Below are 22,573 nucleotides of genomic sequence, written 5' to 3'. Positions count from 1 at the left end.
TGTCGGGTTCTCAGGGACCGGCGGTCCGTCTCACCCGTGCGGCCGTTTCGCCGGGCGCGGGACTCGGGTCGGCCGCGCCGTACGCCTCCCTGACCTGGCGGTCGCTGACGCGCAGGGCGAGGAGCGACGCGCACAGGCACAGGGCGGCCAGCGTGAGAAAGGCGATCCGGTAGGCGGACGCGCCGCCGGCCGACGATGCCGCAAGGGTGCCGGCCAGAGCCACCCCGAACGCCCCGGCGGTCTGCCGCTGCATGTTCAGGAGCGTGGTGGCGTCGGCCGTACGCGACGGGGGGATTGTCACGAAGGCCGCGTTCTGGGCGCTCGCGAAGAGCAGACCGACCGACGCGCCGAGCAGGTACGTCGCCGGGTAGAAGGCGAGCGGTCGCGGGTCGGCCGTGAGGATCGTCAGGAGGACGACGACCAGCGCGGCGCCCGCACCGCCGACGACCATGAGGCGGCGGGGGCCGACCCGGTCGTGGACCCGGGGCACGATCTGGGAGGCGGTCAGCATGCCGAGAGCCTCCGGGAACGTGGCGAGGCCGGAGCGCAGCGCGTCGTAGCCCAACTCGGTTTGCAGGAACTGGGGACAGAGGTACAGCACGCCCATGAAGGCGGCCCCGGTCGGCAGCAGGACCCGTTGGGTCGTGCGGAACAACTCGTCCCCGAAGACCCGCAGTTCGATCATCGGATGCCTGGCGCGCAGCTCCCAGGGAACCAGTGCGGCGAGGAACAGAGCGCCGCCCACGAGCGGGACGAGGACGGCGCCGCTTCCCCACCCCCGGTCCGGGGCGGCGGTGAGGGCGTACAGCACCGCCGCGAGTCCACCGCCCGCGAGGACGAAACCGAGTACGTCGAAACGGGCTGCGCCACGGCCCGGGAAGTCGGGCAGCACGCCCAGCCCGAAGCACAGGGCGAGCAGTCCGACGGGCAGGTTGACGAGGAACACCCAGTGCCAGGAGGCCGTGTCGACGAGCCAGCCGCCCAGGACCGGTCCCAGGGCGGGGGCGACGGCGGTCGGCAGCATGACGTACTGCTGCGCGCGCAGCCGTTCCGCCACCGGAAACGCCCGCAGCATCATCGTCATCCCGACCGGGGCGAGCAGTCCGCCGCCGACACCCTGGAGGACGCGGTACGCGGTGAGCGCCGCCAGCGAGCCCGCGGTGGCGCACAGGCCCGAGGCCGCGGTGAACAGCAGCAGGGCGGTCAGCGCCGTGCGCCGGGTGCCGAAGCGGTTGCCGAGCCAGCCGGAGACCGGGATGAAGACCGCGAGGGCCACCAGGTATCCGACATTGACCGAGCTGAGTCCGGACGGGTCCACCGCGAACTCGCGGCCCATGGCCGGGAGCGCGACGTTGACGATCGTGGTGTCCATGATCGCCATAAAGTTCGCCGCGACGAACACCGCGCACACGGCGACCTTCGCGGAGACCCGGTGGCCGAATCGCGGCCCGCTCCGCCGCTCCTGGCTCAACTGCCGTCCCTGAGCCAGCGGACCTGCTCCTCGGTCAGCGTGAGGCGGCGCGCCCGGAGCGAGTTGTCGATCTGGGCGGTCGTCCGCGCGCCGATGGACGGCCACACACCGGGGTGGTGAAGCGTCCAGGCCAGGGCCACGGTCTCGGGCAACGAGCCCAGTTCCACGGCGAGTTCGCGGCAGCGGAGGCGTCGGGCGCGGTTGTCCTCGGTGTCGTAGGGATCGGGCTTGCCGTGGTGCTCCTTCGGTCCGGTGCGCGCGAAGTGGCCGCGCGCCTGCGAGGACCAGCCGATCAGGGGCAGCCGGTGTGCGCGCACGACGTCGAGTACGGCGCTGTCGGCGTGCAGACTGCCTTCCAGCAAAGCCGGGTCGGGCTCGGCGAGGCTGAACTGGTAGCTGGCGACGGGGGTTTGACCCCGCTCGCCGAGTTCGACGGCGAGCCGCGCCAGTCGTTCCGCGCGCCAGTTGGAGACGCCGACACGGCGGACGTGTCCGGCCGCGACGAGACTAACGAGGGTGTCCGCGAGTTCGGCGACCGGCCGGGCGGGGTCGTCGCAGTGGTAGAGGAGGACGTCGATGGTGTCGACGCCGAGGTTCGCCGACGCGGACCGCACGTGCTCGAAGACGGTGTCCCGGTCCAAGGGGATGTCCCCACCGGTCGTGTCGTGGCCGACCTTCGTGACCACGCGCAGGGTGCCGGGGTGCTCGCGCAGCCAGTCGCCGACCGCCGACTCGGCCTTTCCGCCGGCGTAGCTGTGCGAGGTCTCCACGAGGAGGCCGCCGATGCCGACGAAACGGGCGAGGCGCTCGGCGGTGGTCTCGGCGGGTTCCGCTCCGAAGGGGCCGCCGAGGACGAATCGGTGCGCGGCGCACTCCATGCCTTCTTGGCCTGCCTGGCCCACCTCACCTTCCTCGCCCTGCTCTCTCTTCTCGCCCTTCTCTTCGAAGAGGCCGTCGAGCGACCGCGGCGGGGACTGCGGCATCAGGCCCCACCCTCTCGGTCCGGGGCGGCCACCCGCCGGAATCCGTCGATGTCGGCGAAGGGCCGGGGCAGGTGCGGGCGCAGCGGGACCTGGAAGGTGTTGAGCATCATCGCGGACATGCTGAAGCTGCCGACGCAGCCGATCAGGTCCAGCACGCCTTCCTCACCGAACAGCGCGAGGGCCTCGGCGTAGGTCTCGTCCGTGACGAAGTGGTCGTAGAGCATCTCGTGGGCGAAGGCGTGGAAGACGCGTTCGTCCTCGGCCTTGAACTGCGGGTCCTCGCCGCGCGCGAGGCGTTCCAGGCACTCGGCGGGGACGCCCTCCTCGACGGCCTGCTGGATGTGGGCGTTCCAGGCGGCCTGGCTGTCGAAGTGCCGGCCGCAGATCAGCACGCTCAACTCCCGCAACCGCTGCGGGAATCGGGACTCGTTGCGGCAGTAGCGGCCGAGGTTCTCGACCCAGTGGGCGAGTTCCATGTTGCGTGCCCAAACGAGGAAGGGCGGGGGCGGTTCCTCGGCTCCGGGACCGACGATGGTCTCCAGAAGTGCGGTCTGTTCGGGGGTCAGGCCGGTGATGGGGGTCAGGCGCATGGTCGCGCTGCCTTTCGGGAGATGGAGGGTCGCCAGGTCGAGGGCCGCGCGCACGGGATCGGGCGGTGACGTCCGCCGGAGAGGCCCGCGCCCGGGACAGCGCCGTCCGTGACCACGAGGTGGCGCTTCGAGGGCGCGCGGTCGCGTGGTCGGGGGCGGGTGAAAGGGGAGGTGCCCCGGGCGCGGGCGCCCGGCACCGGTGGGCCGAGCAGGGGATCGACGGTCGGCCGACCGGGCAGAAACGGGGGCGGTGTGGCGACTCTGGTGCGGGGAACGGCCCGGACGGGGCGTTCAACCCGCTGGTGGATAGGGGGGAAGCGGCCGGTCAGGCGGTGCGCCACCAGGCGTAGTACTTGTCTCCGTAGCCGTCCATGATGTCCGCGTACTCGTGGTCCGCGTCCGGGAACTCGAAGAAGTCGTGCGGGACTTCGAGGTCCGTGAAACGGGTGTCCAGGTCGCGGATGGTGGGTGCCAGCCTGGTGTCGAGGCGGCCGGACAGCAGGCGGACCTGGCTGGTGCGGCGCAGTTCGGGGGCGTTGGCGAGGACCAGGCTCCAGGGGTGGCAGAGGTCGTAGTACTCCTGGTCGCCGAAGTAGGTGTTGTTGACCCGGTCCTCGGGTTCGTCCTTGAGGTCGCGCAGGATCGCCCCGGCGATCGACGACACCTTCCCGAAGATCTTCGGGTACTTGAGGCCGAGGTGCAGGGCGCCGAAGCCGCCCATCGAGAAGCCCTCGACGGTACGCGCCCGCGCCTCGGGGATGGTGCGGTAGGTGTCGTCCATGTGCCGGACCAGGTCGAAGGCGGTGATCTGGGCGAGCGGGCGGGCGCCGTCCTTGGAGTCGACGTACCAGCCGATCGGCAGGATCTGCGGGACGACGACGATCGCCGGAGGCATCACGCCGTTCCGGATCGCCTTGTCGATCCGGGCGACCATGTCGGACCCCTGCCGGGCGTTGCCGAAACCGCCGTGCAGCCAGTAGATGACGGGGAACCGTCGGGCCGGCTCGGTCTCGTACTGGGGCGGGAGGTAGAGCTGATAGCTGCCTCGGGCGTCCGCGCTGCCGCGCGAAGGCTGGGGGTAGAGACCGAAGGTGGTGAGTTCCTGGTCCTCGCGGACCTCGTCGATCCACTGCTGTTCGATGGCTGCCATCTGCTCGGGTGTCGTGCGTACCTTGTGAACCTTCTCGGCCACGGGGCTCGTCCTCTCGGGGATACGTTCGTGGTGCGGGTCCGGGACCTCCGAGGCGGGTACGGCAGCCCTCCGACCCACCACCCGGACGTTCCACTACGTAGAATGATGTATTCTCTTGTGGAACGCTCATCAGTGAAACGCTGCGACTGGAGCCTGTCAATGGCCGGGATCGAAACTTCGGTGGACTCACAGACCGGCGGCCGGGGAGGGCGCAGTTCCTTCGCCGGCAACGCCACCGACAAGGCGCTCAACCTGCTGGAAGCCGCGTCGGCGCCCGGATATCCGCACCGGCTGGGCGATGTGGCCGCGACCGCCGGGGTGCCCAAGGCCAGCGCCCACCGCATCCTGCAGAACCTCGTGGCCACCGGTTTCCTCGCCTCGGACGGCTCCGGCGGCTACGGCCCCGGGCCCCGGGTCCGCGCGCTCGCCGCCCGGATCACCCAGGGCTGCGAGGAGGACCAGGTGATGCGCGCCGAACTGGAGGTCCTCGGCCGCAGGATCGGTCACACGGTGCAGATCGGTGTGCGCACCGGCGACGCGATCACCCTGCTGGTCAAGGTGTCGGGGCCCAACCCGGTACAGGACTCCTCCCGGGTCGGCATGCAACTGCCGCTGCACACCACCGCGATCGGCAAGTGCGTCCTCGCCGACCTCGCAGACGACCGACTCACCGATCTGATGGGCCGGTTGGGGCTGGCGCCGCGCACGGAGAACACCCTCACCGAACCCGCCGCACTGCGGGCCGAACTCGCCAAGGTGCGCGAACAGGGTTTCGCGCTGGACGACGAGGAGAACGAACTCGGCGTGCGCTGCCTCGCCGTGCCGGTGCGTGACGCGAAGGGCTCGGTCATCGGCGCCGTCAACGTCTCGACGATCGCCTTCCTGGAAACCCGCGAGACCCTCCTGAGCCGGGTCGACGCCGTACGGACGACGGCGGGCGCGCTGCACGGTCTCCTGGGCTGAGCCCTCGCGGCCCCCGCGCCCGGCACGCGATCCGGCCTGGGGCCCGCGTCACGATACGCACGCTTATCTTGTGGGTCCGCGGCGAATCCACCCCGTACGGACTCTGGACAGCAGGGCATCGTTTCAGCAGGGTTACACCACTGGGCCGGTCACGTCTCGTCCGCACCGCGTGAGGGAGACGGCCGCGCCCCTGTTCACCGGCCAGCCCCCGGTGGGCCGGCACCACCGCAGCATCTGAGCCCGATCCTCGCGAGCAGCGGGAGCACCTCCGGTTCGTCGCCGCTCATCCCTGAAGACCGTCGGTCCCGCACGGCCCGTTCACGGCCGTCGCCGCGCGGCGGTCCCCGGCGACGCACCCGACCCTCCGCATCCACCGGCCCTCCGCCGGCCGGCTCGCACCACTCACTCCGTGCCCATCCGCGGGTGGACACCCGCTCCCGGGCACCACCCGGGCATCACCCGGGCTCCGCGACCCCGACGCCCCGCCCGGCGCGCGCGGATGTCTCCCACCACCTTCAGCTGCCCGCCCTTCCGGTCTCCGCCGCCGTGGCGGATCTCCCGTGGCGCTAGGAGAAGACATGCACTTCCTCGACTCCGCTTCCCGACTGCCCGGCCCGAGAGCACTCCGGGCCGCCCGCGGTGGCCTCGTGGCCCTGTCCGCCGGGCTCGCCCTCACCCTGACCGCCTGCGGCGGCGGCACCGGATCGACCACCGGCGCGCAGAGCACCGGCAAGGCCGTCGCCGGCGACACGCTGACCGTGGCCGAGCAGCAGGCGCCGCCCACCATGAACCCGGGCAGCCTCGACCTCGGGTTCGTCGACTTCACGATGCTGTCGTACGAGTCGCTGTTCTACCTCTCCCCGGACGGCACCGTGCAGCCCGCGCTCGCGAAGTCCTGGAAGTACGTCGGGACGGGCAACACCGAACTGTCCGTCACGCTCCGCTCCGGGGTGAGGTTCGCCGACGGCACACCGGTGACCGCCGACGCGGTCAAGGCGTCCCTGGAGTACGCGAAGAAGGCGCAGGGCAACCAGGCCCACTACCTCACCGACGCGACGATCACGGCCACGGGTCCGCTGGCGCTGACCATCGAGCTGGCGAAGGCCAACCCGATCCTGCCGACGCTGCTGACCCAGTCGTACGGCATCGGGCAGATCATCAGCCCCAAGGGGCTCGCGAGCGCGTCGAAGCTCACGCCGACCGACACCAGCCAGGGGGCCGGGCCCTACATCTACCAGCCCTCGCAGAGCGTGGCCGGCGACCACTACACCTACACGGCCAACCCGTCGTACTACGACAAGAGCAAGCAGCACTACAAGAAGATCGTCATGAAGATCGTGCAGAACGGCCAGACCGCGGTCAACGCGATGAAGACGGGCCAGATCGACGTCTACAAGGGCGACTACACGTCGGCCGCCTCGGCCAGGTCGGCGGGCATGTCCACCGTGGGGCTGCCGGTGATCCTCCAGGGGCTGAGCCTGATCGACCGCGGCGGCGAGGTGTCCAAGCCGCTCGGTGACGTCCGGGTCCGGCAGGCGATCAACTACGCGATCGACCGGGACGCGGTGACCAAGGCGCTGCTCGGCGACAGCGGGACGCCGACCGTCCAGACCGTCATCAAGGGCGGCGACGGCTACTCGGCCGCCCTCGCCGACCACTACGCGTACGACCCGGCGAAGGCCAAGTCGCTGCTGAAGGCGGCCGGTTACCCCGACGGGTTCACCCTGCCCGTCCTCGCCGCCACGTTCGTCGGCTTCGACACCATGGCCCAGGCCGTCGCCGGTCAGCTGGCCAAGGTGGGCATCAAGGTGAAGGTCACCGCCGTCACCAGCATCACCTCGTTCGTCGAGAACCAGACCAACAAGAAGTACCCGGCCGTCTCGGGCGGCTTCACCGAGGAGCCCATGTACCTGGAGGGCCTGGACCTCTTCATGCCGGGCTCGAAGGTCTTCAACGGCTTCGGCTCCACCGCCCCCGAGCTGACGACCCTGTTCGACAAGGCCGCTGCCGCCGCCCCGACGGAACGCGCCGGTCTCGACCGGCAGATGCAGGAGTACCTGGTGCAGAACGCCTGGTTCGCCCCGGTCGCCTTCACCCCGGTCAACTACTACGTCCGTCCCGGCATCGGCGGGGTGAAGGTCAGCGCGGGCGCGCCCTTCGCCAGCCCGCTGGCCTTCTACGCCACCAAGTAGGCACTCCGGGCGGCCCCCGTACCCGACGACGGGGGCCGCCCGGCCCAAGAGACGAGGGCCGCCCGGCCCAAGAAAGGAGTGGGGTGAGATGCACAGGATCCTCTTCCGCTGGCTGCTCGGCGCGATCCCGGTGGTGTTCGGCGTCAGCGTCCTGACCTTCGTCCTGACCAGCCTGGTGCCGGGCGACCCGGGCCGCACCATCCTCGGCGCCAACGCGAGTCCCGCTCAGGTGAAGGCGCTCGACCGGCAGCTCGGGCTCGACCACTCGCTGCCCGTCCGCTACTGGGACTGGCTGACCGCCGCCCTGCACGGCGACCTCGGCGACTCCGTCACCTCCGGGGTGCCGGTGAGCGACCAGCTCGCCTCCCGCCTCGGGGTCACGCTCTCACTGATCGGTGGCGCCATCCTGGTGGCCGCGGTGGCGGGCGTGGTGCTCGGTGTGCTGAGCGCGCTGAAGGGCGGCCGGCTGGGGCGGGCCGTGGACGGCATCTCACTGGTCGGGCTCGCCGTGCCGAACTTCTGGTTCGGCCTGGTGCTGATGACCGCGTTCGCCGTACGGCTGCCGCTCTTCCCCGCCACGGGCTACGTCCCGTTCGCCGACTCGCCGGTGCGGTGGTTCGAGTCGCTGGTGCTGCCCGTGCTGACGCTGGGCGTGCCCGCGACCGCTCCCGTGGCCAAGCAGACCCGCGACGGCGTACTGACCCAACTGGACCGCGAGTACGTCCGCGTGCTGCGGGCCCGCGGTGTCCCCGAGCGGTCGGTGGTCTTCCGGCATGTGCTGCGCAACGCGGCGGCGCCGATCGTCACCGTCCTCGGTGTGGTCGTGGTGACGCTGTTCGGCGGCACCGTCCTCGCCGAGACCCTGTTCGTCATGCCCGGTCTCGGCGGCCTGGCCGTGACCGCCGCGCAGACGCAGGACATCCCGATGGTCCAGGGCGTCGCGCTCGTCTTCACGGTGACCGTGATGCTGATCAACCTCCTGATCGAAGTGGTGTATTCGATGCTCGACCCGAAGGTGCGGACATGAAGACCCCGGTGAGCGCACGCCGGACGGCGCCCGGGAGCGGACGGGAGGCCCGGCGGCGGGGTGCCGCGCGGAGCGGGTTCGCGGCCCGGCTGCTGCGCAGGCCCACCGCGGCCGTCTCCGCCGGCTACCTCCTCCTCGTCGTCCTGGTCACCGTGTTCGCGGGCCCGCTCGCACCGTACGACCCGGACGCGCAGGACCTGACCCACGCCCTCCAAGGCCCCGGCGGCGCCCACTGGTTGGGCACCGGCGAGCTGGGCAGGGACGTGCTCAGCCGGCTGATGCACGGCGGACAGGTCACCCTCCTCGGTGTGGTGATCACGCTGGCCGTCTATCTGACGCTCGGTGTCCCGGCGGGCATGGTCGCGGGGTACCGGGGCGGCCTGTTCGACCGGTTCGTCCTCAAGACCGCCGACCTGATCTCCGCCGTCCCGGTCATCATCGTCCTGCTGGTGGTCCTCTCGGTCTTCACCAACGACGAGAGCGCCGCCATGGCCGCCAACGGGCTGCTCGGCGCACCCCTCCTCGCCCGGGTCGTCCGCTCGGCCACCCTCGGTGTGAAGGAGGAGCTGTACGTCCGGGCCGCCGTCGCGAACGGGATCGGCGACCTCGTCGTCATCCGCCGGCACGTGCTGCCCCGGGTCACCGGAGCCGTCCTCGTCCAGGCCTCCGTGTTCGGCGCCTACGCCGTCCTGCTGGAGACCGGGCTCGGCTTCCTCGGACTCGGCACCACCGACGCCAGCTGGGGCAGCATGGTCGCCGAGGCGTCCAAGAACATCGGCACCGACCCCTGGCTGCTGATCCCCTCCGGCTTCATGATCGTCTCCTTCGTCGTGGCCCTCGGCCTGCTCAGCGACGGCCTGCGCGACACCTTCGCCGAGCGCTCCGCGCCCCCGGCCGACAAACCGCCCTCCCGCCGGACCGGCCGACCCCGGGGAGCCTCCCTCGAGCCGGTCCGGGCCACGGCCACCGACGCCTCGCGCGTGACCGACGCACCGCGCGTGACCGAGCCGCCCGACACCGACGCCCTGCTGTCGGTACGCGGTCTGACGGTGTCCCTGCGCGTCGAGGGCGTGCCCACCGAAGTCGTCCGGGACGTCTCCTTCGACCTGCGGGCCGGAGAGGTACTGGGCATCGTCGGCGAGACCGGCTGCGGCAAGACCGTCACCGCCACCTCGCTGCTCGGCATGCTGCCCGCGGGCGGCGCGATCACCTCGGGCACCATCCTCTTCGAGGGCACCGACCTCGCCCAGGCGGACGCGGCGAGCCTGCGCAAGGTACGCGGACGCCGTATCGGCTGGATCTCCCAGGACCCCGTCTCCAGCCTCGACCCGTCGTTCACCGCCGGGGCCCAGGTCGCCGAGGCGGTACGCCTGCACACCGGCTGCTCGCGCAAGCGGGCCCGGGAGCGCGCCCTGGAACTCTTCGCGCAGGTACGGCTGCCCGACCCCGCCCGGGTGGCCGGCAGCTACCCGCACCAGTTGTCGGGCGGGATGGCCCAACGCGTCGGTATCGCCGCCGCGTTGGCGGGCGATCCGGTCCTGGTGATCGCCGACGAGCCGACCACCGCGCTCGATGTGACCGTGCAGGCCGAGATCCTCGACCTGTTGCGCGAACTCCAGGTGTCCGGCACCTCCGTCGTCCTCATCACGCACGACTGGGGCGTGCTGGCCGACCTGTGCGACCGGGCCGTCGTGATGTACGCCGGGGAGGTCGTCGAGGAGGCCGAGGTCACGGCGCTCGTGACCACGCCGACGCATCCGTACACGGCCGGGCTGCTGGGCTCCGACCCCCACCACGCCCGCCCCGGGCAGCCGCTGCCCGCCGTCGAGGGCGCGGTGCCGTCCCCGACCCAGTGGCCGGTCGGCTGCCACTTCCAGAACCGCTGCCCGCGGGTGACCGACGCCTGCAAGGAGAAACCCGTCGTGATCTCTCATCCGGCCGAGCCGGAACGGTCCACGCGATGCATCCTCCCGCTCGAACCGACCGGAGGCGGAACCCATGACTGACGCGACGCTCCTCCACGTGCGGGACCTCGATGTCACCTACCGCCGCTCCCGCCGGCGCGGCGGTGACGTCCACGCCGTACGCGGTGTGGATCTGACCGTGGGACGTGGCGAGACGGTCGGCCTGGTCGGCGAGTCCGGCTCCGGCAAGTCGACCATCGGCTCGGCGGTGCTGGGGCTGGTGCCGGTGACGGGCGGCAGCATCGCGTTCGACGGCGCCGACATCACGCACGGCACGCGCGCCGAGCGCCGGCTGCTGGCCCGCCGTATGCAGGTGGTCTTCCAGGACCCCTACGGCTCCATGAATCCCGCGCACACGGTGGGCGACACGCTCGCCGAGGCCCTGCGCCACAACCTGGGCCTGCCCGCCGACGCGATCCGTGAGCGTGTCCTGCGCGCCCTCGACGACGTCGGGCTGCCGCCCGGTGCCGCCCACCGCCACCCGGCGGCCTTCTCCGGCGGACAGCGTCAACGCATCGCCATCGCACGGGCGTTGGTCATGGAACCCGACTTCGTCGTGTGCGACGAGGCGGTCAGCGCCCTCGACCTCTCGGTCCAGGCCCAGGTCCTGAACCTGCTGGCCCGACTCAAGCGCACCCGCGGACTGAGCTATCTGTTCATCTCGCACGACCTGTCGGTGGTGCGTTACCTCAGCGACACGATCGTCGTCCTCTACGCCGGCCGCGTGGTCGAGCGCGGCCCGGCCACGCTGGTCGCCGACAGCCCCGCCCACCCTTACACCCGCGCCCTGTTGGCCGCCGCGCCGGTCCCCGACCCGGTCGCCCAGCGCCGTCGCCGGGCCGAGCGACGGACGGCCGCCGCGGCCACCCCCGCGACGGACCGCGTCAGCGAGGGCTGCGCCTTCACTCCCCGCTGCCCGTACGCGCGGGAGATCTGCTGGACCGCCCGGCCGGACCTGGTCCAGCGCGACGGAGTCGCCGTCGCGTGCCATCGCCGGGACGAGATCGCGGCGGGCACGGCGACCCTGCCGGACGGCCGGACGACGGCCGACGCCACCTGATCACCGTGATCACCGCCTGACCGCGCCGCCCGACCACCTGGCGGCCCCCGCCCTCTCCGCACAAGGAGCACGATGACCACCACCGCCCCCGCCCCGCTCGACATCGCCGCCCTGCTCCCCGACGGCACCCACCTCATCGCTGGCGAGTGGGTGCCCGCTCGTTCCAAGTCCACGCTCGACGTGGTGAATCCGGCGACCGGCGCGGTGGTGGCCCGTGTCCCGCGCGGCACCGCGCAGGACGTGGACGACGCCGTACGGTCCGCCGCGGCGGCACTGCCCGCGTGGCGTGACACCAGTCCCGCCGTGCGCGGTGAACTCCTGTACCGCTGGGCGGAGTTGGTGCGCGAGCACGACGACGACATCAACCGGCTGGAGGCGATCGAGGTCGGCCACCCGGTCGGCCCCTCGCCCATCGCCGCCCGGCTGGCCTACCTCGCGGGGAAGGCCGACAAGGTCTTCGGCGACACGCTCCCGACCCGCTCGCCGGACGTTCTCGGCCTGACCCTGCGCGAGCCCTTCGGCGTGGTGGGCGCGATCATCCCCTGGAACGCGCCCGGCCCCATGACGGTCTTCAACACCGCCGCCCCGATGGCGGCCGGCAACACGGTCGTCCTCAAGCCCGCCGAGGACGCCCCGCTCACCGCCCTCTACCTGGCCCGCCTCGCGCTGGAGGCGGGCATCCCGCCCGGGGTCCTCAACGTCGTCACGGGCCACGGCGCCGAAGCGGGTGCGGCCCTGCCCGCGCACCCGGGCATCCGCAAGATGAGCTTCACCGGTTCACCGGCCACGGGCACCGCCGTGATGGAGGCCTGCGCCCGCAACCTCATACCCCTGCAACTGGAGTTGGGCGGCAAGTCCCCGCAGATCGTGCTGCCCGACGCCGACCTCGACAAGGCGGTACCGGCGATCGTCCGCAGCATCGTCATGAACAGCGGCCAGGTCTGCGCGGCCGGTTCACGCGTGCTGGTCCACTCCTCGCTCCACGGCCGGCTGGTCGAGGAACTGGCCGCACGCTTCCGGGCCGTCCGGGTCGGCCGGTGGGACCAGCCGGTCGACATGGGTCCGCTGATCAACGCCCGGCAGGAGAGGCGGGTCCTGGACTATCTGGCGATCGGCCGCGAGGAGGGCGCCGAGCTCGTGGTCGGCGGCGGCAAACTCACCGAACCCCCGTACGCGGACGGCTACTTCGTCGAGCCGACGCTCTTCGACCGGGTGCGCCCGGAGATGCGTATCGCCCAGGAGGAGATCTTCGGCCCGGTCCTCTCGGTCCTCACCTACGACGACGAGGACGAGGCGGTCGCCATCGCCAACGGCACGCGCTACGGCCTCACCGCGACCGTCTGGACGCGGGACGTGGGCCGTGCCGTGCGGCTCGCGCGCCGCGTCGAGGCCGGACAGGTCGCCGTCAACACGGTCGGTGACGGCGGCCCGACGGGGTCGATCGGCACGCCCTTCGGCGGCTACAAGAACAGCGGCTTCGGCCGGTCGATGGGCCCGGACTACGTGGAGGACTGGACCCAGGTCAAGGCCGTCGTCATCGACGCGGGCTGAGGCGCGCGGACCGGCACGTGGGTGACATACGCCCGGAACCTGCCCCGCTCCACGGCTTCCACGCCGGTGCGGACCGCGCCTCCACGCGCCCGGGGGCGGACCCGGCCGGCACCGAGCCGTGGCCGAACCGCCCGACAGGATGCGCGGTGGGGATTCAGGACGTGCCGAGGTCCCATCGCGCGTGCAGCGTCGGCGGTTTGCGGAAGACCAGGCCGTGCGGGGCCGTCGGGCGGTCCGGGTCCAGGCGCAGGGACGGCAGCCGGTCGAGCAGGTGGTGGAGCGCGATACGCGTCTCCAGCCGGACGAGGTGTGCGGCGAGGCAGTAGTGCGGGCCGTGGGCGAAGGCGAGTTGGAGGCGGGCGTTCTCGCGCCGGACATCGAAGCGGTCGGGGTCGGGGAAGACCTCCGGGTCGCGGTTGGCGCCGGTGAGGGAGACCGTGACCAGGTCGCCCGCGCGGATCTCGGCCGTGCCGAGGACGGTGTCGCGGGTGGCGTAGCGGTCCACGACGGCGGCGCCGGGTTCGAGGCGCAGCGATTCCTCGATCGCGCCGTCCAGCAGGCCCATGTCGGCTTGGACCAGGGCGAGTTGGCCGGGGTGGCGGAGCAGGTGGAGCAGCGCGTTGGTGATCATCGATTCGGTGGTCTCGATGCCGCCGAACATCAACACGGCCGCGTTGGAGGCGACTTCGGGGACGGTCAGCCGGCCGGCGGCCGAGACGAGGAGTGAGGCCGCGTCCCGGTCGGCGACGGTGGCCTCGACGGCCGCGCGCAGTTCCGCGTAGGCGGCGGTGCCCGCGGCGCCCGCCGTGTGTCCGGCGGTGATGTCCGAGACGGACCGCACGATGGCGTCGTACCAGGCGAGGACGGTGGCCGGGGTGGTGCCGGTCAGGCCGAGGGCGTGGGTGACGACGGCGACCGCGAGGGGGCCGGCGAAGGCGCGGCGCAGTTCGGCGGCGCCGGCCGGACGCAGTGCGGTGACGAGCCGGCCGGTCTCCTCCTCGATGAACGAGGCGAAGCCGTCGTGTACTTCGCGCGGCCGGAAGGGCGCGGTGAAGGGTTCGCGGTGGCGGGTGTGCCGTGCTCCGTCGAGGGAGAGCATGCTCGGGCCGACGACCTGGGCGGTGGAGAAGCGGGGGTCGTCGACGGTGAAGGTGCTCGCGTCCCGCATCACGGTGAGCGCGAGGTCGCGCCGGGTCACCAGCCAGCCGTCCAACTCGGGCAGCCAGGACACGGGTTCGCTCTCGCGCAGCAGCGCCAGGCGGGGATGCGGGTCGTGGGCGAGTTCGGCGAGCGTGGTCCCGGCGCCGAGCGGGTAGGCGGCGGCGACCGTACTCATCGCGCTCCAGGTCGGGGCAGGGGGAAACTGGCCATGAGCGAGGCTAACAACGCGGGCGCGACCGGCCGAGGGCGGGGGCCGCCCGGCCGGTCACCGGCGACGAATGTGGGCAACAGATCGAATTCGCCCCGCGCGAGGCGGAGTTTGCGCCATCCTGAACGCCACGAGACGCGGACCCGGTCACGGAAACACGTCGGGCCGCAACTCCCCAGTCCCGCCTGTCCACTTTGCGCGCCGATCCGAAAGGGCACAGCCCCATGGCCACATCCCCGTCCGCCGAAGGCACCACCGACGGCAACGGCGGCCCCGGCAGGATCCCCCGCGACGCGCACCGCATCCACGGCGCACGCCGCGTCCACCGCGCGCACCGCGTCCGCAGCGGCCCGCACCCCGTCGCCGCCTGACGCACCGAGGGCTCACCGGCCCGAACCGGCGCCCACCTCAACCCCGACACTTGAGTCACTCTTGATCACTTCATCAGACAGCTACGGCCCGGCGATACCCGTGCCTCTCCGGCCCATCCCGTCCGCCCAGGTGACCCCGGCCGCGTCCTGGCGCATTCTTGCTGTGTCACCCACCCGGCGCCACAGGGACGAGGTAGAGCCCCAATGACTGGGAGTGCCGAGCCCGAGAAGGGGACGCCCGGACGGCTCGCCGAGCTGCTCATCGACGCCTCCACGGAGGCGATCGACGCGGCCGGCGGCCACTCCGGGGGCGTCTACCTGCGGTCGAGCACGCCCGGACTGCTGCGCCTGGCCGTGCTGGCCGGGCTGCCCGGGCCGCTGTTCCGCCCCTGGAACCGGCTGAGCGTCGACAACAAGTTCCCCGTCGCGGACGCCTTCCGGCTCGGCGTCCAGGTGGTCCTGCCGAACGCCGCCGAGTGCATGCGCCGCTACCCCCAGTTCGCCGCGAGTCTGCCCTTCCAGTTCGGCTCGCAGTACGTGCCGGTCATGAGCGGATCGACGACGTACGGCGTGCTCACCGTGCTGCGGCCGTCCGCGGCCGACACCACCGGGCTGCTGTCCGGCCTGGACCGCATGACACGGCTGGCCGAGGAGCTGGGCGCGGCGCTGCGCGAGCTGGAGGACGAGCACAAGGACGAGGACGGGCCCCGCGTGGCCTGGGACGGCGAGCCGGTGTGCGTCCGGACGGCGGCCACGCACCGCCCCGAGGGCCGGATGGCCCGGTTCGTGTGGGATCCGGCCACGGCCGCCGTCACCGCCGACAGCGCCCTGCACACCCTGCTGGGCGTCGAGCCCGACGAGTCCCCCGGCACCGCCCGCGCCATCGCGGACGCCCTGGCCCCCGGCGACACCTACCAGGTCATGGCGGCGCTGCGGGCGACGGCCGCCGGGAAGCCCCCGCCGCTGCCCCTGCGGGTGCGGGCGGCGGACGGCTCGGTCCGGCTGCTGGACCTGTGGACGCCCGCCACGGGTCCGGTCCCGCCCGGCGGCGGGCACCCGGTCAGCGGAGTCGTCGTCGACCCCGGCCCCGCCCCGGTCGCCGACGGCGCGGCCGAGCTGCTGCCGGACGGCGTGTTCTGTCTGGACCGGCTGGGGCTGGTCACCTACGCCAATCCGCGCGCCGCCCAGCTGCTGGGCAGCCCGCGCGAGGAACTGCTCGGCCGCCCGCTGTGGGAGGGCGTGCCCTGGCTGAACCAGATCGGCTGCGAGGACCAGCTGCGCGGCGCCCTGCTGTCGCTCGGGCCGGTGCACTTCCACGTCCGGCGCCCGGAGGGGCAGAAGCAGCCGCCGGAGCCGTACGAGGGCGACTGGCTCGCGCTGGCGGTCCATCCCGGCCACGACCAGCTGACGTGCACGGTGACGCCGTCGACGCGGGTGTCCGGCCCGCCGATCCCGCTGGTGCCGGTGCACCCCGAGGGGGCCGACGCCCCGGGCAACGGCGTCACCTCGCTCGCCCCGCTGTACCGGCCGATCGTGCTCGCCATCGCGCTGACGGAGGCGGTCACCGCCCGCCAGGTGTCGGCGGTCGTGATGAAGGAGCTGCTGCCCGCGTTCGGCGGCCGACGCCTGGCGATCTACCTGCTCCAGGAGCGGCATCTCCACCTGGCCTGGGAGACCGGCTTCCCGCAGGGCTTCCTCGCCCCCTTCGACGGGGTCGGGCTCGACACCCGGCTGCCCGGTGTCGAGACCCTCACCACCGGACGGCCGCTCTTCTTCGACTCCATGCAGCAGCTCGCGGAGGCCTACCCGGGCATCCCGCTGGACGCGGAGGTGGGGGCCCGCGCGTTCCTGCCGCTGATCGCGTCCGGGCGCCCGGTCGGCTCGGCCATCCTGGGCTTCGACCGGTCCCGCAGCTTCAGCTCCGAGGAGCGCGCGGTGCTCACCGCCCTCGCCGGACTGATCGCCCACGCGATGGAGAAGGCCCAGCGCTACGACTCGGAGGCGGCCCTCGCCCGCGGTCTCCAGCAGGCGCTGCTGCCCCGCCGGCTGTCGGTCCACCCGCAGGTGGAGACCGCCGGACGCTATCTGCCCGGCACCCAGGGGATGGAGGTGGGCGGCGACTGGTACGACGTCGTCGAGTCCGGCGACGGTCTGGCCCTGGTGATCGGCGACGTCCAGGGACACGGTGTCCAGGCCGCCGCCACGATGGGCCAACTCCGCAGCGCGGTGCGGGCGTTCGCGCTCGGCGACCGGCCGCCCGACGAGGTGATGAGCGGCACCAACCATCTCCTCATCGACCTCGACCCGGGCCAGTTCGCGAGCTGCTGCTACCTGCGGCTCGACCCGTCGAGCGGCCTGGTCCAGGTCGCCCGGGCCGGGCACCCGCCGCCCCTGATCCGTACCCCGGACGGCCGTACCCGGGTCTGGGACATCCCCGGGGGCGTGGTCCTCGGGGTGGACCCGCACGCCCAGTACCCCGTGACGGAACTCCGGCTGGAGCCGGACTCCGTGCTGGCGCTCTACACCGACGGTCTCGTCGAGCGGCCCGGCGTCGACATCGACGACGGCATCGCCGCCCTGCGGGTCGCGCTGGCGAAGGCGGGCGGTCCGGCCGCGCGGACGGGCGCTCGTTCGCTGGCCGGGGTCGCCGACCGGCTCACCACGGCCGCCCGGCACGCGGCCGACCGCCCCGACGACATCGCGCTGCTGCTCGCGGCCCGGCGCGCCAAGCCCGGGAGGCATCCTTGATCCCGGTTCGGCCCCGGCCTGTCACCGGGTGTGACGGCTCTCGCCTCCTGAGGTCGGGCAGTGTAGACATGGGCTCATGGTCCGCCTGACGGGTCGGCCGAGGGCCCGGTCGACCCACCGCCCCGACGGTCTGCCCGCGCGGCGCCCGTACGACCGTGCCCGCCGGGCGCGCGAACACCGGCACCGGCGGTCCGGGCTGGCCGGGCGCAGCGTCGCCGGGCAGGTGTTCGTGCTGCAAGTGGTGATCGTGCTGCTGCTGGTCGTGTCGGCGGTGGTGGCACAGGTCCTCCAGGTGCGGCACGACAGCACGCAGGAGGCCCGCAACCGGTCGGTGGCGGTCGCCGAGACCTTCGCCAACGCGCCGGGCACGGTCGCGGCCCTGAAGAGCGCCGACCCCACGGCGATCCTCCAGCCGAGCGCCGAGGCCGCCCGCAAGACGTCCAAGGTCGACTTCATCGTCGTCATGAACACCGAGGGGATCCGCTACACCCATCCCAAGCCGGACCGCATCGGCAAGAAGTTCGTCGGGGACATCGCGCCCGCGCTGGCCGGGCACGTCGTCACCGAGGAGATCACCGGCACCATCGGGCCGCTGGTGCAGGCCGTGGTGCCGGTCAAGGGCCCCGGCGGCAAGGTCGTGGGCCTGGTGTCGGCCGGGGTGACGAAGGCGAACGTGGGCGGCACCGCCGACCAGCAGCTGCCGCTCCTGCTGATCGCGGCGGGCGCGGCCCTCGTCCTCGCCACCGGCGGCACCGCGCTGGTCAGCAGACGTCTTCAGCACCAGACCCACGGCCTGGGCCCGCACGAGATGACCCGGATGTACGAGCACCACGACGCGGTGCTGCACTCCGTGCGGGAGGGCGTGATCATCGTGAGCGGCGAGGGGCGGCTGCTGCTCGCCAACGACGAGGCACGGCAACTCCTCGACCTGCCCGAGAACGGCGAGGGCCGCCTCGTCCTCGACCTCGGACTCGACGCCGAGATGACCGCCCTGCTGGCCTCCGCGCGGGTCGCGACCGACGAGGTGCACCGCGTCGGCGGCCGGCTCCTCGCCGTCAACCAGCGCCCCACCGACCTGGAGGGCGGCCCGCCCGGAAGCGTCACCACGCTGCGCGACTCCACCGAGCTGCGCGCCCTCTCCGGCCGCGCCGAGGTCGCCCGCGAACGCCTCAACATGCTCTACGACGCCGGAGTGGGCATCGGCACCAGCCTGGACGTCACCCGCACCGCCGAGGAACTCGCCGAACTGGCCGTCCCGCGCTTCGCCGACTTCGTCACCGTCGACCTCTACGACGCCGTCCTCAGCGGCGAGGAGCCCCAGCCCGGGACCGAGCTGCGCCGCACGGCCTACAGCGGGGTCCGCGACGACGCACCGCTGTACCCGGTCGGCAAGCAGATCCAGTTCGTGGAGTCCGCCCCGCAGGCACGCAGCCTCGACACCGGTGACGCCGTCGTCGAACCCCGGCTCGGCGAGGCCCCCGGCTGGCTCACCCAGGACCCGGAGCGCACCGCGCAGGTCGTGGAGTACGGCATCCACTCGCTGATCACGGTGCCGCTGCGGGCCGGGGCGCTGATCCTGGGCGTGGTCAACTTCTGGCGCTCCGACAAGCCCGAGCCCTTCGACTCGGAGGAACTGGCCCTCGCCGAGGAACTCGTCGCCCGCGCCGCCGTGTCCATCGACAACTCCCGCCGCTACACCCGCGAACACGGTATGGCGGTGACCCTCCAGCGCAGCCTGCTCCCCCGCCGCCTCCCCGAGCAGACCGCGCTCGACGTCGCCTACCGCTACCTCCCGGCGAAGGCCGGGGTCGGCGGCGACTGGTTCGACGTACTGCCCCTGTCCGGCGCCCGCGTCGCCCTGGTCGTCGGCGATGTCGTCGGCCACGGGCTGCACGCGGCGGCCACCATGGGACGCCTGCGCACCGCCGTCCTCAACTTCTCCGCACTGGACCTGCCGCCGGACGAACTCCTCGGTCTGCTGGACGAGTTGGTGGGCCGCATCGACCAGGACGAGACGACCGAGGACAGCGGCGCCCCGGTCACCGGAGCGACCTGCCTCTACGCCATCTACGACCCGGTGTCCCTGCGCTGCACCGTGGCCCGCGCCGGCCATCCGCCGCCCGCGCTGATCCGCCCGGACGGCACCGTCGAGTACCCGGACGTCCCGGCCGGACCGCCGCTCGGTCTCGGCGGACTCCCTTTCGAGACCGCAGAGTTGAAGCTCGACGAGGGCAGCAGGCTGGTCCTCTACACGGACGGACTGGTCGAGGACCGCGAACGCGACATCGACGTGGGTCTGGAGATGCTGCGCACCGCGCTCACCCGCGCGGGCGACTCGCCCGAGGACACCTGCCGGGCCGTCCTCGACTCGGAGCTGTCGGTACGGCCGAGCGACGACATCGCCCTGATCGTCGCCCGCACCCGCGCCCTGGGCGCCGACCGCGTCGCCGAGTGGCGCGTACCGTCCGACCCCGCCGCGGTCGCCGACATGCGCGCCTCGGTCACCCGCCAACTGACCCACTGGGGCCTGGAGGAGCTGACGTTCACCACCGAACTCGTCCTCAGCGAACTGGTCACCAACGCCATCCGCTACGGCAACGACCCCGTCCGCGTCCGCCTGCTGCGCGACCGCACCCTCATCTGCGAGGTCTACGACGGCAGCACCACCTCCCCCCACCTCCGCTACGCGGCGATGACGGACGAGGGCGGCCGGGGCCTGTTCCTGGTGGCCCAGCTCTCCGAACGCTGGGGCACCCGCTACACCCCCGCGGGCAAGGTCATCTGGGCCGAACAGACCCTGTGAGCACCGGGTTTCGCCGAAATGCCCCTGCGGGACGCGGTCGGATCAGCCGAGGGCCTTGTCCAGGTTGAACGCGGCGCTGATCAGGGCGAGGTGGGTGAACGCCTGGGGGAAGTTGCCCTGTTGCTCGCCGGTGCGGCCGATCTCCTCGGCGTACAGGCCGAGATGGTTGGCGTAGGTGAGCATCTTCTCGAAGGCGAGCCGGGCCTCGTCCACGCGGCCGGCCCGGACCAGGGCCTCGACGTACCAGAAGGAGCAGATCGAGAACGTGCCCTCGTCGCCGCGCAGTCCGTCGGGGCTGGCCTGCGGGTTGTAGCGGTAGACGAGCGAGTCGGAGACCAGTTCCTCGGTCAACGCGTCAAGGGTGGAGAGCCACTTGGGGTCGGTGGGGGCGATGAACTTCGCCAGCGGCATCATCAGCAGCGCGGCGTCGAGGACGTCGCTGCCCTCGTACTGGACGAAGGCCTGGCGGGTCTCCGACCAGCCGCGGTCCATGATCCGCCGGTAGATGGTGTCGCGGCAGCCGCCCCAGTAGGGCAGGTTGGCGGGCAGGCCGCGGCGGTTGGCGAGGCGGATGGCGCGCTCGATCGCCACCCAGCACATCAGGCGTGAGTAGAGGAAGTTCTTGCGGCCGCCGCGGGTCTCCCAGACGCCCTCGTCGGGCTGGTCCCAGTGGACGCAGACCCAGTCGACCAGGGCGCACACGTCGTCCCACTGCGCGCTGGAGATGGGCTCGGCCCACTTGTCGTAGAGGTAGATGGAGTCGATCAGGGCGCCGTAGATGTCGAGTTGGAGCTGGTCGGCGGCGGCGTTGCCGACCCGGACCGGGGCGGATTTCAAGTGGCCTTCGAGGTTCGGGAGTTCGCGTTCGGTGAGTTCGGTGCGGCCGTCGATGCCGTACATGATCTGGAGCGGGCCGGAGGGGTTGCCGTCGCCGGGGCTGATGTAGCGGGACACGAAGTTCATGAAGGCCTTCGCCTCGCCGGTGAAGCCGAGGCGCAGCAGCGCGTAGACGCAGAAGGCGGCGTCGCGGATCCAGACGTAGCGGTAGTCCCAGTTGCGCTCGCCGCCGAGTTGTTCGGGGAGGCTGGTCGTGGGGGCGGCGACGATCGCCCCGGTGGGGGCGTAGGTGAGCAGCTTGAGGGTGAGGGCGGAGCGGTGGACCATCTCACGCCAGCGGCCCCGGTAGCGGGACTGGGACAGCCAGCGGCGCCAGTAGGCGACGGTCGCGTTGAACTCGTCCTCGGCCTCCGTGCGCGCGCAGTCGCGGGGGCCGATCTCGCCGTCGACCTGGTCGAGCGCGAAGACCTCGGACTCGCCCTCGTCGAGCTTGAAGTCGGCCCACACGTCGACCTCGTCGCACTCCAGGGGCACCGTGGCGGTCAGCGCGAGGGACCTGTCGGCGGACTCGAAGAGGGCGACCTCGCCGAGCATGCGCGCGGTGTGCGGGCTGGCGCCGTAGTCGAACCTGGGCGCGACCCTGATCCGGAACGGGACCGAGCCGCGCACGCACACCACGCGGCGGATCAGCCGGTGCCGGGCCGACTCGTCCGGCTCCCCGGTCACCGGCATGAAGTCCTGGACCTCGCCGACGCCGTCCTCGGTGAAGAACCGGGTGATCAGGACGTTGGTGTCGGGGAAGTAGAACTGCTTGGTGCGGGCGGGCACGGCGGCGGCCAGTTCGAAGGAGCCGCCGCGCTCCGCGTCCAGGATCGCGGCGAAGACGCTGGGGGCGTCGAAGGACGGGCAGCAGTACCAGTCGATCGTGCCGTTGGTGCCCACCAGGGCCACGCTCCGCAGATCGCCGATCAGTCCGTGCTCGGCGATGGGCAGGTATCCGGGTCCGGTGGGCGTGTCCTGTTCGGGCGGGGTCTCGACCATCGCGGCAGCCTCCCTGGTCCGGGCCCGCACGGGCCGGTTCCAGCTTAGGTTCACGTTCTCGTTCGGCCACTCTTCCGGATGCGCGCTGGAGTCGGGCGAGGAATCGTGGGAGTGGGACCCACGGCACTCGCCCGGTCTCAGGCGAGGAGGCACCATGTCGACAGCGCAGCCCGACGAAGACCCCGACCGCGCGACCCCGGACGCCCTGCTGCACACCCGCACGGGCACCGAGGTGGCTCCGGAGGACGTGGTCCTGGCGGCCGGCCGGGACGTCACCCCGCAGAACCTGGAGTGGGCCCGGCGGAAGATCGCGGCGAAGGGGGCGGCGGCCCTGGAGGAACTGCTGCCTTAGGCGTCCCGTCGGCACCTGGTTACCCGTTCACCCTTTCGGAGAGGGCGCTCCGGCTGACA

Annotated in this window: 16 protein-coding genes; 10 read left to right on the top strand and 6 right to left on the bottom strand. The window is 72.3% G+C overall.

Annotation, left to right across the window (positions count from 1 at the left end):
• Window positions 1-10: 10 nt before the first annotated feature.
• From ACIQPR_RS24280 to ACIQPR_RS24265, 4 genes are all read right to left on the bottom strand, one after another.
• Entirely contained in the window at window positions 11-1,372 is a 1,362-nt protein-coding gene (locus tag ACIQPR_RS24280) for a DHA2 family efflux MFS transporter permease subunit (RefSeq protein WP_403651678.1), read from the bottom strand.
• 95 nt (window positions 1,373-1,467) lie between these two features.
• Window positions 1,468-2,454 (bottom strand): aldo/keto reductase, encoded by a 987-nt coding sequence (locus ACIQPR_RS24275; protein ID WP_403651675.1) that lies wholly within the window; start codon window positions 2,452-2,454, stop codon window positions 1,468-1,470.
• Entirely contained in the window at window positions 2,454-3,044 is a 591-nt protein-coding gene (locus tag ACIQPR_RS24270) for a carboxymuconolactone decarboxylase family protein (protein ID WP_403651672.1), read from the bottom strand. Before ACIQPR_RS24270 ends, ACIQPR_RS24275 begins: the two co-directional genes overlap by 1 nt.
• A gap of 325 nt (window positions 3,045-3,369) precedes the next feature.
• The gene (locus ACIQPR_RS24265) at window positions 3,370-4,236 is read right to left on the bottom strand and encodes an alpha/beta hydrolase (protein ID WP_403651669.1); all 867 of its coding nucleotides are present in this window, start codon (window positions 4,234-4,236) and stop codon (window positions 3,370-3,372) included.
• Window positions 4,237-4,395: 159 nt separating this feature from the next.
• Between ACIQPR_RS24265 and ACIQPR_RS24260 the strand changes: the two genes are divergently transcribed.
• The 6 genes from ACIQPR_RS24260 to ACIQPR_RS24235 all read left to right on the top strand — a co-directional run bounded on the left by ACIQPR_RS24260 (window position 4,396) and on the right by ACIQPR_RS24235 (window position 12,993).
• A complete protein-coding gene (locus tag ACIQPR_RS24260) occupies window positions 4,396-5,199 on the top strand; it encodes an IclR family transcriptional regulator (RefSeq protein WP_403651666.1) in 804 nt (267 codons plus the stop codon).
• A 578-nt stretch (window positions 5,200-5,777) separates the two neighbouring features.
• Window positions 5,778-7,391: an ABC transporter substrate-binding protein gene (locus tag ACIQPR_RS24255; RefSeq protein WP_403651663.1), complete on the top strand. Its 1,614-nt coding sequence runs from the start codon at window positions 5,778-5,780 to the stop codon at window positions 7,389-7,391.
• 88 nt (window positions 7,392-7,479) lie between these two features.
• Window positions 7,480-8,418, top strand: coding sequence for an ABC transporter permease (locus ACIQPR_RS24250; protein WP_403651660.1), 939 nt, complete (start codon window positions 7,480-7,482; stop codon window positions 8,416-8,418).
• Entirely contained in the window at window positions 8,415-10,424 is a 2,010-nt protein-coding gene (locus ACIQPR_RS24245) for a dipeptide/oligopeptide/nickel ABC transporter permease/ATP-binding protein (protein ID WP_403651657.1), read from the top strand. The genes ACIQPR_RS24250 and ACIQPR_RS24245 overlap by 4 nt, the downstream gene beginning before the upstream one ends.
• Window positions 10,417-11,442, top strand: coding sequence for an oligopeptide/dipeptide ABC transporter ATP-binding protein (locus ACIQPR_RS24240; RefSeq protein ID WP_403651654.1), 1,026 nt, complete (start codon window positions 10,417-10,419; stop codon window positions 11,440-11,442). The genes ACIQPR_RS24245 and ACIQPR_RS24240 overlap by 8 nt, the downstream gene beginning before the upstream one ends.
• Before the next feature lie 72 nt (window positions 11,443-11,514).
• A complete protein-coding gene (locus ACIQPR_RS24235) occupies window positions 11,515-12,993 on the top strand; it encodes an aldehyde dehydrogenase family protein (RefSeq protein WP_403651652.1) in 1,479 nt (492 codons plus the stop codon).
• 154 nt (window positions 12,994-13,147) lie between these two features.
• Here ACIQPR_RS24235 and ACIQPR_RS24230 read toward each other — a convergent pair whose 3' ends face one another.
• A complete protein-coding gene (locus ACIQPR_RS24230; RefSeq protein WP_403651650.1) occupies window positions 13,148-14,329 on the bottom strand; it encodes a cytochrome P450 in 1,182 nt (393 codons plus the stop codon).
• Between the two features lie 257 nt (window positions 14,330-14,586).
• Here ACIQPR_RS24230 and ACIQPR_RS24225 point away from each other — a divergent pair, with 257 nt between their 5' ends.
• From ACIQPR_RS24225 to ACIQPR_RS24215, 3 genes are all read left to right on the top strand, one after another.
• The gene (locus tag ACIQPR_RS24225) at window positions 14,587-14,733 is read left to right on the top strand and encodes a hypothetical protein (protein WP_403651648.1); all 147 of its coding nucleotides are present in this window, start codon (window positions 14,587-14,589) and stop codon (window positions 14,731-14,733) included.
• 204 nt (window positions 14,734-14,937) lie between these two features.
• Window positions 14,938-17,481: a SpoIIE family protein phosphatase gene (locus ACIQPR_RS24220; protein ID WP_403651646.1), complete on the top strand. Its 2,544-nt coding sequence runs from the start codon at window positions 14,938-14,940 to the stop codon at window positions 17,479-17,481.
• Window positions 17,482-17,557: 76 nt separating this feature from the next.
• Complete coding sequence (locus ACIQPR_RS24215; RefSeq protein ID WP_403651644.1) at window positions 17,558-20,284, top strand: SpoIIE family protein phosphatase; 2,727 nt, start codon at window positions 17,558-17,560, stop codon at window positions 20,282-20,284.
• A 42-nt stretch (window positions 20,285-20,326) separates the two neighbouring features.
• Here ACIQPR_RS24215 and ACIQPR_RS24210 read toward each other — a convergent pair whose 3' ends face one another.
• Window positions 20,327-22,162 (bottom strand): glycoside hydrolase family 15 protein, encoded by a 1,836-nt coding sequence (locus ACIQPR_RS24210; protein WP_403651642.1) that lies wholly within the window; start codon window positions 22,160-22,162, stop codon window positions 20,327-20,329.
• 154 nt (window positions 22,163-22,316) lie between these two features.
• On the opposite strand from ACIQPR_RS24210, the gene ACIQPR_RS24205 reads away from it, so the two are divergent.
• Window positions 22,317-22,514: a hypothetical protein gene (locus ACIQPR_RS24205; protein WP_403651640.1), complete on the top strand. Its 198-nt coding sequence runs from the start codon at window positions 22,317-22,319 to the stop codon at window positions 22,512-22,514.
• Window positions 22,515-22,573 lie beyond the last annotated feature (59 nt).

Origin of the sequence: Streptomyces sp. NPDC091280 (assembly GCF_044768565.1) — a bacterium.
GTDB lineage: Bacteria > Actinomycetota > Actinomycetes > Streptomycetales > Streptomycetaceae > Streptomyces.
Note: the sequence above shows the minus strand (reverse complement) of the source record. Positions and strands in the feature narration are given on the sequence as shown.